We start from the raw sequence: 13,142 nt of genomic DNA on the forward strand, positions 1-13,142 counted from the left end.
CAATCCATCAGTGGAGGAAAATTCTTGAGTTTAAGAGAGTTAAACCAAATATTTTTGTCAGAAAAAGGAGCGCGTTTTGAAAAATACAACAAAGGGAATGATTCTAGGCTGATTTTTCTGTTTTCTTACTCATATCTGTGCTATAATGTTCTTGATTGTTACTCTGCGAAAATCAAATTCAGGCATAGTTGAGCTTGTCAGACTGCTACTTGAAAAGAAAAAGTAGCGGGTCAATCTACACCATGGTTGACGGAATGGGAAAGAATTCGACTAGAAGCAGTCTCTTGACTCCCAATTGGAAGTTTGGACTTCTATGATCGTTTACTTGTTTATAGGTGACCGGCTGAACCAGTTCCCTGAGCTGTTGCACTCCACTGGATTATTTTATTTCCACCTTTAACTATCACTCAGATAGTCGAAGTTCGTTTGATTTTGATTTTTTTGAGTATGAAATTTTACAGGAGAGAATCATGACTAAACCAATTCGTGTGCGTTACGCACCAAGTCCAACTGGGCTTTTACATATCGGAAATGCCCGTACAGCATTGTTCAACTATCTTTTTGCCCGTCATCACGGCGGTACTTTCCTTATTCGTATCGAAGACACAGACCGCAAACGCCATGTGGAAGACGGCGAGCGTTCTCAGCTTGAAAACCTGCGTTGGTTGGGTATTGACTGGGATGAGAGTCCAGAAACTCATGAGCAATACCGTCAATCAGAGCGTTTGGATATTTACCAAACCTATGTGGATGAGCTTTTGGCTTCAGGCAAGGCTTACAAGTCTTACGTGACAGAGGAAGAGTTGGCGGCAGAGCGTGAGCGTCAGGAAGCTGCGGGCGAAACACCTCGCTACATCAACGAATACCTGGGTATGTCTGAAGATGAAAAAGCAGCCTACATCGCAGAGCGTGAGGCGGCTGGCATTGTCCCAACTGTTCGCTTGGCTGTCAATGAAACAGGTATCTACAAATGGAATGATATGGTTAAGGGCGAAATCGAGTTCGAAGGTGGCAACATCGGTGGCGACTGGGTTATCCAGAAACGTGACGGCTATCCAACCTATAACTTTGCCGTGGTGGTGGACGATCATCTCATGGAAATCTCGCACGTTATCCGCGGAGATGACCACATTGCTAATACACCTAAGCAGCTCATGGTCTACGAAGCACTTGGTTGGGAAGCGCCAGAATTTGGTCACATGACTTTGATTATCAACTCTGAGACTGGTAAAAAACTGTCCAAACGTGATACCAACACTCTTCAGTTTATCGAAGATTACCGTCGTAAGGGTTACATGCCTGAAGCTGTCTTCAACTTTATCGGTCTCTTGGGTTGGAACCCGGGTGGTGAAGAGGAAATCTTCTCTCGTGAGCAATTTATCCAACTCTTCGATGAAAAACGCCTTAGCAAGTCACCAGCAGCCTTTGACCAGAAGAAAATGGACTGGATGAGTAATGAGTACATCAAGAATGCTGATTTGGAAACTATTTTCAACCTTGCCAAACCATTCTTGGAAGAAGCGGGTCGCTTGACAGATAAGGCAGAAAAATTGGTGGAACTTTACAAGCCACAATTATCTTCTGCGGATGAAATTGTTGGTTTGACAGACCTTTTCTTCTCTGATTTCCCAGAATTGACTGAGGAAGAAAGAGAAGTGATGGCGGGAGAAACTGTTCCGACTGTTTTAAATGCCTTCAAGGAAAAATTGGAAGCCATGACAGACGAAGATTTCCAACCAGATAACATCTTCCCACAAATCAAGGCTGTTCAAAAAGAAACAGGTATCAAGGGCAAAAACCTCTTCATGCCGATCCGTATCGCCGTTTCAGGCGAGATGCACGGACCAGAGTTGCCAAATACCATTTACCTGCTTGGCCGTGAAAAATCTATCCAGCATATTGATAATATGTTAAAGAGTTTGTAAAGTCATCATTTAAGACTATTAAAGAATCCCCGCTGTCCTGTGATAGCGGGGATTTTGCTATAACTGATAACTATAACAGTTGCTCTGAAAACGATATAACCAGTTTCTGAAAATCCATGATATGATAGAATAATCACAATAATTTAGGAGAGTGTATGGAAAATCATAATTTTGAAAATGAAGGTACCTTCAATCGAGAGATGAACAGTCGCCATTTGCAGATGTTGTCCATCGGTGGGGTTATTGGAACAGGTTTGTTCTTGAGTTCGGGCTACACCATTGCTCAGGCAGGTCCTTTTGGAGCAGTTGCAGCCTACCTATTTGGAGCTGTCATGGTTTATTTGGTTATGTTCTCGCTTGGGGAGTTGTCTGTAGCCATGCCAGTGACTGGGTCCTTCCATACCTATGCTACTAAGTTCATCAGTCCCGGAACAGGTTTTATGGTGGCCTGGATGTATTGGCTTTGCTGGGTAGTCGCACTGGCTTCTCAGTTCGTCGGAGCAGCACAGCTTATGCAACGCTGGTTTCCTAGTGTGCCGATTTGGATTTTTGCAACGATTTTTGCGGTCATTGTCTTTGGTTTGAATACGCTTTCGGTTGGCTGGTTTGCCAAGGCGGAGGATGCGTTGTCGTCAATCAAGGTTTATGCTATTGCAGCTTTTATTGTTCTCGGAATTTTAGCCATTTTTGGTATTTTGCCTTTTGAAGGAACCAATGCAGCGCCGTTATTTAACAATATCACAAGTGACGGTTTGCTCCCTAACGGACTAGTTGGATTTATCTCGGTCATGTTGTCAGTTAACTATGCCTTTTCCGGTGTTGAAATGATTGGAATTGCCGCTGGGGAAACAGACAATCCCAAGAAGGCAGTGCCGCAAGCCATTAAATCAACAATAGGTTTGTTGGTCATCTTCTTTGTTTTGACGATTGTTGTTTTGGCAGCACTACTTCCTATGTCAGAAGCAGGTGTTACTGAGGCTCCTTTCGTACTTGTATTGGACAAGATTGGCTTCCCTTACGCTGCAGACATTATGAACTTCATCATCTTGACTGCTATTTTATCAGCTTCTACTTCAGGGCTCTACGCTTCAAGCCGTATGCTTTGGTCTTTGGCAAACGAAGGCATGATTAGCAAGGAATTAGTAAAAATCAACAAACACGGTGTTCCAATGCGTGGTATGATTTTGTCCATGGTTGGTGTTGTTATCGCCTTGATTGCATCGATTTATGCAGAAGATACCATCTTTTTGGCCTTGGTTTCTATTGCTGGCTTTGCGGTTGTCATTGCATGGTTGGCAATCCCTTTGGCACAAATTGGTTTCCGACGTGAATTTTTGAAGAATCATAGCGAAGATGAATTGGAATACAAGACACCATTTTCACCGACTTTGCCGTGGATTACAGTTGTTTTGCTGGTTATTTCCATCATCGGAATCGGCTGGGATCCTTCTCAACGTGCCGGTCTTTACTTTGGTGTACCTTTTATGATTGGTTGCTATATTTATCACTATATTCGCTTTAAAAAGTGGTAGGAGGTCCTAGAATGGGTCGTTTTAAAGAACTATTGGAAAAGAATGAATACATCGTTTTGCATGGTGCCCTTGGAACAGAGTTGGAGTTTAGAGGTTATGATGTGTCAGGTAAACTATGGTCCGCCAAGTATCTATTGGAAAATCCCCAGTATATCAAGAATATTCATAAGGATTATATTCGTTCCGGAGCAGACTTGGTGACAACCTCCACCTATCAGGCAACCTTTGAAGGATTAGCAGAAGTTGGCTTGTCACAAGCAGAGGCAGAGGACCTCATTCGCTTGACCGTTGATTTGGCTAAGGAGGCTCGAGACGAGGTCTGGGCTGACTTGTCGGAGGCTGAAAAAGAAAAGAGGGTCTATCCGCTTATTTCAGGAGATGTCGGTCCCTTCGCGGCCTATCTAGCCAATGGTGCGGAATATACAGGTGACTATGGGAACATCAGTTTAGCGGAGTTGAAGGATTTTCATCGTCGTCGGATGGAGCTCCTCTTAGAACAGGGGGCTGAACTCTTGGCCTTGGAGACCATTCCAAATTTTCTTGAAGCACAGGCTTTGGTAGAGTTGCTGGCAGAGGACTTTCCAAAGGTAGAAACCTATATCAGTTTCACCTCGCAGGACGGTCAGTCGATTTCTGACGGAACGGCTATTGAGAAAATAGCAGAGCTGATTAACAGCAGCGAGCAGGTTTTAGCAGTTGGTCTTAACTGTACAGCACCGTCTCTTTACCCAGCCTTTCTCAGTCAGTTGAGAGAAAAAACGAATAAACCATTTGTCACCTATCCAAATTCTGGAGAGGTATATGATGGAGCTACTCAGACCTGGAAAGAAGAAGCTGACCATAGCCACAGCCTTTTAGACAATACTCTTGCTTGGCATATGCTAGGAGCTAAAGTGGTTGGAGGTTGTTGCCGAACCCGACCAGCTGATATTGAAAGTCTAGTTGCTGGATTGAAATAAATGAATCCCCACTGTCCTGTGACGGCGGGGATTTTGCTAGAAACTATGTAGTTTTTCCTCAATCTGCTGGAGTAGATTTTCTAGATTTTCCTTCTGTTCTTGGAGCAGGAGGATTTGTTTTTCACGGTCGGCAATTTCATCCAGTATGACCTGTTTGTTTTCTTTTAGCTGTTCGATACTGCCACATTTGGTGTCGTGAAGTTCTTTGATACGGATAATAGCTTTAACAGATAGGCCTAACTGGCGAAGTCCTAGTATATTTTCTAGGTTGTTGATTTCTTCTTCGTTCCAGTAGTATTTGCCGTCAATCAGTTGAGGCTGTAGCAATCCTTGTTCGATGTAGAAACGAAGCGTATCACGTTTGATACCAAATTGTTTCATAACTTGTCCTGTTTTCATAATCTCCTCTTGACAGTGCCTTACCCCCTCATGATACATTGATGGGGAAAGGGGTTATATATGGTCATTGTTGTTAAATGCTTGATTGTGCTGTATTTGGGGCTGTTGCCGCTATCTGCTTGGGTATATCGTAAGCAACTTCCTAGCTGGTTACTGGTTTTATATGCTTGCCCAGTCTTGCTCAGTTTGTTGGGCTGGCAGACAGTTTGGGGATTTATTTTTGGATTATTTTTGGCTTGCGGTGTGCGTGTCTTAGGTGGTCGCATTCTTTTTGGGAGAAATCGTCTCAGTCACTTTTTATCTCATGTTTTGCTGAGTTTCATTCTCGCTCTTGCCCTGTTCTTGTTCTAAAAACAACCTCTCCACATAGTCTTTCTGCCTTGGAATGACTAGCTCTGTTTCCAGGAAATCTTTCAGTTTTTCCTGTGGGATCCAGATAAAGTTGCTAGTTTCTTCGGCTTGGAGTTGGATAGCAGATTTGTCCCAATTGGTTTCTGCCCAGTAGCAGTGGAAGATACACTGGTCATCATGGGCGACAAAGTGTGCATGGTGGCGGAGTTGGTCAGCTGTCAGTTCAATGCCTGTCTCTTCGCGGACTTCGCGTAAAATGGCCTGCTCTGCTATTTCCCCAAACAAGGCCGAGCCTCCTGCTGTCGCTTCATAATAGTCAGGGTAGGAGGGCTTGGTGCTGTCGCGCTTCATGAAGAGGGTGCTGCCGTCGTGGTGGCGGATGATACACTCGACGACTAGGTGGTAGAGACCATCGGGAATGGTTTCTCCGCGTGTGAGGGTATGGTCGGTCAAGTGACCGTCGGCTGTGTAGGCGTTCCAAGTTTCCATTTCATTCTCCTGTCAATTTTGTAGTTATTCAGTATAGCATATCTGTAAGTGCAAAGCAACTTGTTTTGTTTTTGTACGGACTAATGCTATACTAACCCTAGTAATTCAAAGGAGAAATCGATGCAAACTATTATTCCTCATCTCTGGTACGATACAGAGGTAAAAGAAGCTGTAGAGTTCTATGTGGACCTTTTCGGAGGCAAGATTGACTGGACCTATACCATTACGGATACGCCATCAGGTAATGCGGATTTGGTTCAATTCCAGCTGGGTGACATGACCCTGGCAGCTATTAGTGCAGGGCCTTATTTCAAACTCAATGAGTCTATGTCGCTCATGGTAAATGTAGCTAGTAAGGACGACGTAAGCCGTCTTTATGAGGCGCTATCAGACGGTGGTCGTGTGCTTATGCCATTGGCAGAATATCCCTTCAGCCCTTATTATGTCTGGCTGGAAGACCGCTTTGGTCTGTCTTGGCAGCTTTCGTATGAACCCGATTTGGATGTGCCCTATAGCTTCGACATCTGCCTGCTCTTCTCGCAGGACCAGGTCGGTTTAGCCCAACCTATGCTAGATTATTACAAGGATAAGTTGCCTCAAGCTCGTCTTGGTCGCTTGTCTTACTATGGCGAAGGTGAAGCTGCGGTTGCTGCTGCCAAGTTGAATTATGCGGAGCTTTTAATCGGAGACCAAAAAATTATCACCATGGACCATGGATATGGTGGTGTGGCCTCTTTTAACGAAGCCTTTTCGCTAATGGTCTATGTGGATAGTCAGGAAGAAGCGGATAGTTGGTATGAGAAGGTATCGGCAGTTCCAGAAGCAGAAATTTGTGGTTGGGCCAAGGATCAGTTTGGGATTTCTTGGCAGATTGTGCCGCGGATTTTGATGGAAGCCTACGATACGGCTAACCCAGAAAAAGTCAAGGTAGTCAATGCGGCGGTGATGACAATGAAGCGTCTAGATATCGCATCTATTCAAGCCTTATTAGATTAATAAGATGTAACAGGGACTGAGTTTCAGTTTCTGTTTTTTTATTAGACAAGAATGAATTGGCTCGGTTTTTGGTATAATGAAAGAAAGTAGAGGGGAGACCACATGAAAGCAATAGAAAGACGAAAGCACATTTTATCACTTTTACAGGAAACATCTCAACCACTTTCAGCGAATTACCTAGCAAAAGAATTTGGAGTGAGCCGGCAGGTGATTGTGGGAGATATAGCCTTGCTTCGAGCAGAGGGGGATCTGGTTTTGGCGACTCCGAGAGGCTACCTACTGCAGTCTTCTCTGGCGCCTCTTGAAGGAGCTTATATTCGTAAAATAGCTTGTCAACATGGACCAGAAGATGTTGAAAAAGAGTTGACTATCCTATTAGAGGGAGGAGCTCAAATCCTTGATGTCGAAATTGAACATCCTATTTACGGGCTATTATCTGGCAAACTAAATATTACCAGTTTTGAAGATCGGGACCGTTTTTTAGATGATTTGAGTCATTATAAAGGAGTACTATTGAGTAATTTAACAGAAGGAGTTCATACTCATACTGTCTCATTTCCCTCGGTTCAAGCCTACCAAGAACTTTCTTTGGTATTAAAGGCTGCAGGAATTTTGCTAGAAAATCAATAAAACATTACAGGTGTCTTGACACCTGTAATGTTTTGGTTTATAATCGAACCTATAGAAAGAGAGGTTCATTATGTCCCAATTAACACTATCATCTAAAAGTTCCGTCAAGCAGCTTTCCATCAGTGCGATTCTTACTGCATTTGCTATTTTGATTCCATTGATGATGCCAATTAAAATTGTTATTGGTCCAGCATCCTACACACTTGCTAGTCATATTCCGTTGTTTATTGCAATGTTTATTTCACCAGCAACGGCCATATTGGTAGCATTGGGCTCCAGTCTAGGCTTCTTTTTAGCAGGATTTCCTATTGTCATCGTATTTCGTGCATTAACCCACTTGATTTTTCTTACTCTGGGAGCTTTTTTAATAAAACGATTTCCAAGTTTTATGGACACTAAGCATCTCTTCATATTAGGGATTGGTCTCAATCTACTTCATGGCTTAGGGGAGTATATTGTGGTCATGGCCCTGACTTCGGGCGGGCAGACTTCAGATACTTATTGGATGACTATGCTAGGCTTAGTTGGTCTAGGTTCTGCACTTCATGGATTGCTCGATTTTAGTTTGGCATATTATTTTTGGAAAATCTTGAAAGAACGGAAAATTTATCAACTTTAATGTGAGTTGAGATAAAATATAGTCTAGAAGTCGGAGAAAATTCTCTGGCTTTTTCTTGTTTTTTCTGTAAATGTACGAGATTTATTTAATTTTTTTAAAAAATGTGTATAAATATGTTGCAAAAAGTATAAATATACACTATAATAGTCACTAAGTTTTATTTGCTAATTTAAATAGAAATGAGAATGCTTATGACGAAAGAAAAATTAATCCTAGCTTATTCAGGTGGTCTTGATACTTCAGTTGCGATTGCATGGTTGAAAAAAGACTATGATGTCATTGCGGTTTGTATGGATGTTGGTGAAGGGAAAAATCTCGAATTTATTCATGACAAGGCCCTTTCCATCGGTGCAATTGAATCGCATGTTTTGGATGTGAAAGAAGAATTTGCTCAAGAATACGTTTTGCCTGCCCTACAAGCTCATGCATATTATGAACAAAAATATCCACTAGTATCAGCACTTAGTCGCCCTCTGATTTCTAAAAAGTTAGTGGAGATGGCGCACAAGACTGGTGCAACGACCATCGCTCATGGTTGTACAGGGAAGGGAAATGACCAGGTACGGTTTGAAGTAGCTATTGCGGCTTTGGATCCAACTTTGAAAGTTGTAGCACCTGTTCGTGAATGGAAGTGGGCGCGTGAAGAGGAAATCCTATTTGCCAAGGAAAATGGTGTTCCGGTTCCAGCAGATTTGGATAGCCCTTATTCAGTTGACCAAAATCTTTGGGGCCGGGCTAATGAATGTGGTGTATTAGAAAATCCATGGAATGAAGCACCAGAAGATGCTTTTGGAATCACTACTTCTCCAGAAAATGCACCAGATCTTCCTGAGTATGTAGATATCGAATTTAAGGCTGGTGTCCCAGTTGCTATCAATGGAGAAACGCTCAGCCTTGCCAATCTCATTCAACAACTCAATGTCATTGCTGGTAAGCATGGTGTTGGACGAATTGACCATGTTGAAAACCGGTTAGTTGGGATCAAATCACGTGAAATTTATGAGTGTCCCGGAGCCATTACTCTTTTAACAGCTCATAAGGAAATTGAAGATTTAACCCTAGTGCGTGAAGTATCTCATTTTAAGCCAATTGTATCTAATGAACTCTCGAATCTGATTTACAATGGTTTGTGGTTCAACCCTGCAACACAGGCATTGAAAGCTTATCTGCAAGCAACTCAATCAGTCGTGAATGGAACCGCAAAAGTGAAATTGTATAAAGGATCAGCGAAAGTAGTTGCCAGAAAATCACCAAATTCTCTGTATGATGAAGATTTGGCAACCTATACAAGTGCTGATACATTTGATCAAGATGCTGCAGTTGGTTTCATCAAGCTTTGGGGATTACCAACCAAAGTGAATGCAGAAATTCATAAAAAGAACTAGAAAGTAGGAGCTTATGGAAGCAAAGAAGTTATGGGGTGGTCGTTTTGAGGCCAGTCTTGAGGAATGGGTTGAAGAATTCGGAGCCTCCATTCGCTTTGATCAAAAACTGGCTAAGTATGATATTCAAGGGTCATTAGCTCATGTACAAATGCTTGGGGCAACAGGTGTTATTAGCCTTGAAGAAGCTCGGTCTATACAGGTTGGTCTGGAAGAACTTCTGAATGAATATGAAGCTGGAAAGCTAGTATTTGATATTCGAAACGAAGATATTCACATGAATATCGAAAGTCTCCTGACTGAGAAGATCGGGTCAGTGGCAGGGAAATTGCATACAGCACGTTCTCGTAATGATCAAGTTGCAACAGATGTGCATCTCTATTTGAAGGATACCTTGTTCCAAATAGTAGATAAATTGACCAATCTACGCCAGACATTGGTCAATCTTGCACAAGAGCATATCGAGACGGTTATGCCGGGCTATACCCACTTACAGCATGCTCAGCCAATTAGTTTTGCTCAGCATATGTTGGCCTATTACAATATGTTCAGCCGTGACAGTGAGCGTTTTGCATTCAACATTCAGCATACAGATATATCTCCACTTGGTGCGGCAGCATTGGCAGGAACTACATTTCCAATCGATCGTCAACTAACGTCGGACTTAATGGGTTTTTCTCATCCCTATTCAAATTCCTTAGATGCTGTATCAGATAGGGATTTTATCTTGGAATTCTTATCAAATGCGAGCATTTTGATGATGCATATGTCTCGTCTCTGTGAGGAAATCATTAATTGGTGCTCACATGAATACCAATTCGTTACTTTATCGGATACCTTTTCAACAGGTTCTTCCATCATGCCTCAGAAGAAAAATCCAGATATGGCTGAGCTGATTCGGGGGAAAACAGGTAGAGTTTATGGGAACTTAGTTGGCCTACTGACAGTCATGAAATCCTTACCGTTGACTTATAACAAGGATTTGCAGGAAGACAAAGAGGGAATGTTTGATAGTGCGGAAACAATTTTGGTATCTATCGATATTTTGGCAGGTATGCTACAATCTATGACAGTTCATAAGGAAAGAATGGCTCAATCAACTGAGAAGGACTTTTCGAATGCTACAGAGTTGGCAGATTACTTGGCTAGCAAGGGTCTACCATTTCGTCAGGCGCATGAGATTGTTGGAAAACTGGTCTTGGAATGTAGTAAAGCTGGCTACTATTTACAGGATGTTCCTTTAGAACGTTATCAGGAAATTTCATCTATTATTGGACCGGATATATATACAGCTTTAGAGTCTCAAACGGCAGTTTCACGAAGAAATTCGCTTGGAGGAACCGGTTTTGAATCCATTCGCTGGCAAATTCAGCAAGCAAAAGAGCAATTATCAGCTTCAAAAGGCCTCTAAACGTGATGTTTATTGGCTTTTTTGAATTTTATGGTATAATAGTAGTAATTTTGAAAGATGGAGTGAGAGTTTGAGAAAAAGCTATCGTGTCAAGCGTGAACGAGATTTTAATGACATTTTCACCAAAGGAAATAATGTGGCAAATCGTCGATTTGTAGTCTATTGGCTAGCGAAAGAACAACCGCATTTCCGAGTAGGGCTTTCTGTCAGTAAAAAATTAGGAAACGCTGTCACGCGGAATAAGATTAAGAGGAAAATTCGGCATGTTCTTATTGAGCATCAGGAACAACTTGTAACGAATGATTTTGTTGTCATTGCTCGTAAGGGTGTTGAAGAATTAAACTATCAGGAAATTAAGAAAAATCTTCTCCATGTTTTAAAACTTGCCAAACTTTATCAGGAAGGTGTTGAGATTGAAAAAGAAAGCTAAGTGGGTTGGTTTACTCGCGGCGTCCCTGTTTGTATTGACAGCCTGTGGGACAGGTCCAGTAACTAGCCAGTCGTCTGGTGCATGGGACCAGTTAATCTATTGGTTCGCTAGTGTCATCCAATTCTTGTCCATCAACGGTCAAATTGGAGTAGGGATTATCCTATTTACTATTTTGATTAGGACCCTGTTATTGCCTTTGTTCCAAATACAGATTAATTCTTCGCGAAAGATGCAAGAGTTACAACCGCAGTTGAAAGCGCTACAAGCTGAATATCCAGGAACAGATATGGAGAGTCGCCAACAACTTTATGAAGCAACACAGGCACTCTACAAAGAAAACGGCGTTAGTATGAGATCGTCTATGATTCCGCTTCTCATTCAAATGCCAATCTTATTGGCTCTTTTCCAAGCTCTAACACGCGTTGAAGCCTTGAAAGTTGGTCATTTTCTTTGGTTAAATCTCGGGGAACCTGATCCGATTTTTGTCTTGCCTGTTCTGGCTGCTGGTTTCACATTCCTCAGCACATGGTTGACCAACAAGTCTGCAATTGAAAAAAATATGGCTATGACAGTTATGACTTTTGCCATGCCAGTCATGATTTTTTTCTTTGCTTTGCCGGCTGCGAGCGGGGTATCCTTATACTGGACTGTATCAAATGCTTATCAAGTTGTTCAAACTTTAGTATTTAATAATCCGTTCAAAATAATAGCGGAGCGTCAAGCCAAAATTGATGCGGAGAAAGAACTTCAGTCTAAGAAGCGAAAGGCTCAGAAAAAGGCCAAGAAAAAGAAATAGGATTCTAGGAGAGAGAAAATGAAATTTACAGGATCAAGTGTTGAAGAAGCTATTCAAAATGGCTTGGTAGAGTTAAATATTCCTCGGAAGAAAGCACATATTACTGTAGTTGCGCGTGAGAAAAAAGGCTTCCTCGGTTTTGGGAAAAAGCCAGCTATTGTTGACATTGATGTCATCAATGAGACAACGGTAGTGAAAGCTAATCAAAAAGCTGTTCGTGGAGTTCCAACTGAAATTAATGAGTTGAATGAGCCAGTTAAAAGTGTCTCAGAAGCGACAATTGACCTAGGAAAAGTTGTTGCTGCTGTTAAAGAATTTGAAAAATCTGGACAAACGCTTGAAGAGGATATCAAGGCTCAGATTTTAAAAAATGAAAAAGAGGCAACTACAATTCTGGAAGAGACAGGTCGCATAGAGATTTTACCAGAAGAACTGCTTCATCCATCATCTGCGGATCAGCTTGTCGATGAAACAATTCAAGACCAACCTGCTACCACAAATCAAAGTGAATCAACTTCTGAATTTGCTGATATTGATATTAAGGTGGAATCACAGTATGACATTGAACAAGTTGTAGCTGAAGTGTCAGAATATGTTCAAGAAATCTTGGATGATATGGATGTAGAGGCTCGTATCGAGACAAGTCACAATAGACGAACTATTAACATTCAAGTCGATACAAACGAGCCTGGTCGTGTCATTGGTTATCATGGTAAAGTATTAAAAGCCTTGCAACTCTTAGCACAAAACTTCTTGTATAATCGATATGAACGTAATTTCTATATCACTATCAATGTTAATGATTATGTTGAGCACCGTGCAGAGGTACTACAGGGATATGCTCAAAAACTGGCAGAGCGTGTGATAAGCGAGCAAGAAGCTTATCATACAGATCCTATGTCTAGTAATGAGCGCAAAATAATCCATCGCATCATTTCAAAAATGGATGGATTGACAAGCTATTCAGAAGGTAGCGAGCCTAATCGATACGTTGTCGTAGACATCGAAGGAAATCGTGATTAATTATCAAATGTTTAAAGAGAGGATGAAGTGTTCCTCTCTTTTTATTAAATATGAAGAAAAATATTTGTTCCGATTGGCTGATTTTTGGATTCTGGTAAATTCTCAAAGTAAGTTCTAGTTCCCGTTCTTCCAGAAGTTACTCTGAGAAAACTGCATAAAATCAACAGAATTTAGTCTCAGACTAAGTTCTGTTTTTTGAC

General features: G+C 41.7%; 15 protein-coding genes. 13 read left to right on the plus strand and 2 right to left on the minus strand.

Going from position 1 to position 13,142, the window contains the following annotated elements:
* From K6V43_RS10640 to mmuM, 4 genes are all read left to right on the plus strand, one after another.
* The coding region (locus K6V43_RS10640; RefSeq protein ID WP_222383063.1) for a hypothetical protein at positions 1-192 on the plus strand (192 nt) is incomplete at its 5' end.
* A gap of 278 nt (positions 193-470) precedes the next feature.
* A complete protein-coding gene (gene gltX, locus K6V43_RS10645) occupies positions 471-1,925 on the plus strand; it encodes a glutamate--tRNA ligase (protein WP_222383065.1) in 1,455 nt (484 codons plus the stop codon).
* A gap of 155 nt (positions 1,926-2,080) precedes the next feature.
* Positions 2,081-3,457, plus strand: a complete 1,377-nt coding sequence (locus K6V43_RS10650; protein WP_222383067.1) for an amino acid permease — start codon at positions 2,081-2,083, stop codon at positions 3,455-3,457.
* Positions 3,458-3,468: 11 nt separating this feature from the next.
* Positions 3,469-4,416, plus strand: coding sequence for a homocysteine S-methyltransferase (gene mmuM, locus K6V43_RS10655; RefSeq protein ID WP_222383068.1), 948 nt, complete (start codon positions 3,469-3,471; stop codon positions 4,414-4,416).
* Between the two features lie 36 nt (positions 4,417-4,452).
* On the opposite strand, the gene K6V43_RS10660 is transcribed toward mmuM, so the two are convergent.
* A complete protein-coding gene (locus K6V43_RS10660) occupies positions 4,453-4,815 on the minus strand; it encodes a helix-turn-helix domain-containing protein (protein ID WP_222383069.1) in 363 nt (120 codons plus the stop codon).
* A gap of 60 nt (positions 4,816-4,875) precedes the next feature.
* Between K6V43_RS10660 and K6V43_RS10665 the strand changes: the two genes are divergently transcribed.
* Positions 4,876-5,166, plus strand: a complete 291-nt coding sequence (locus tag K6V43_RS10665; protein ID WP_222383070.1) for a hypothetical protein — start codon at positions 4,876-4,878, stop codon at positions 5,164-5,166.
* Here K6V43_RS10665 and K6V43_RS10670 read toward each other — a convergent pair.
* On the minus strand, positions 5,113-5,655 hold the full coding sequence (locus tag K6V43_RS10670; protein WP_222383071.1) for an NUDIX hydrolase: 543 nt from the start codon (positions 5,653-5,655) through the stop codon (positions 5,113-5,115). The two genes, K6V43_RS10665 and K6V43_RS10670, sit on opposite strands and share 54 nt — an antisense overlap.
* A gap of 120 nt (positions 5,656-5,775) precedes the next feature.
* On the opposite strand from K6V43_RS10670, the gene K6V43_RS10675 reads away from it, so the two are divergent.
* The 8 genes from K6V43_RS10675 (at position 5,776) to jag (ending at position 12,942) form a co-directional block, all read left to right on the plus strand.
* Entirely contained in the window at positions 5,776-6,651 is an 876-nt protein-coding gene (locus K6V43_RS10675) for a VOC family protein (protein WP_222383072.1), read from the plus strand.
* 102 nt (positions 6,652-6,753) lie between these two features.
* Positions 6,754-7,281, plus strand: a complete 528-nt coding sequence (locus tag K6V43_RS10680; RefSeq protein WP_024397302.1) for a transcription repressor NadR — start codon at positions 6,754-6,756, stop codon at positions 7,279-7,281.
* Between the two features lie 70 nt (positions 7,282-7,351).
* Positions 7,352-7,900 (plus strand): hypothetical protein, encoded by a 549-nt coding sequence (locus tag K6V43_RS10685; protein WP_222383073.1) that lies wholly within the window; start codon positions 7,352-7,354, stop codon positions 7,898-7,900.
* A 191-nt stretch (positions 7,901-8,091) separates the two neighbouring features.
* Positions 8,092-9,285, plus strand: coding sequence for an argininosuccinate synthase (locus K6V43_RS10690; RefSeq protein WP_024391599.1), 1,194 nt, complete (start codon positions 8,092-8,094; stop codon positions 9,283-9,285).
* 13 nt (positions 9,286-9,298) lie between these two features.
* The gene (gene argH / locus K6V43_RS10695; protein WP_222383074.1) at positions 9,299-10,693 is read left to right on the plus strand and encodes an argininosuccinate lyase; all 1,395 of its coding nucleotides are present in this window, start codon (positions 9,299-9,301) and stop codon (positions 10,691-10,693) included.
* A gap of 70 nt (positions 10,694-10,763) precedes the next feature.
* Entirely contained in the window at positions 10,764-11,123 is a 360-nt protein-coding gene (gene rnpA, locus K6V43_RS10700; RefSeq protein ID WP_024391601.1) for a ribonuclease P protein component, read from the plus strand.
* Positions 11,107-11,919: a YidC/Oxa1 family membrane protein insertase gene (locus K6V43_RS10705; protein WP_222383075.1), complete on the plus strand. Its 813-nt coding sequence runs from the start codon at positions 11,107-11,109 to the stop codon at positions 11,917-11,919. The genes rnpA and K6V43_RS10705 overlap by 17 nt, the downstream gene beginning before the upstream one ends.
* 18 nt (positions 11,920-11,937) lie before the next feature.
* Positions 11,938-12,942, plus strand: a complete 1,005-nt coding sequence (gene jag / locus K6V43_RS10710) for an RNA-binding cell elongation regulator Jag/EloR (RefSeq protein WP_024391603.1) — start codon at positions 11,938-11,940, stop codon at positions 12,940-12,942.
* Positions 12,943-13,142 lie beyond the last annotated feature (200 nt).

This window comes from Streptococcus suis (assembly GCF_019794615.1).
In the GTDB taxonomy this organism is placed as follows: Bacteria; Bacillota; Bacilli; order Lactobacillales; family Streptococcaceae; genus Streptococcus; species Streptococcus suis_AI.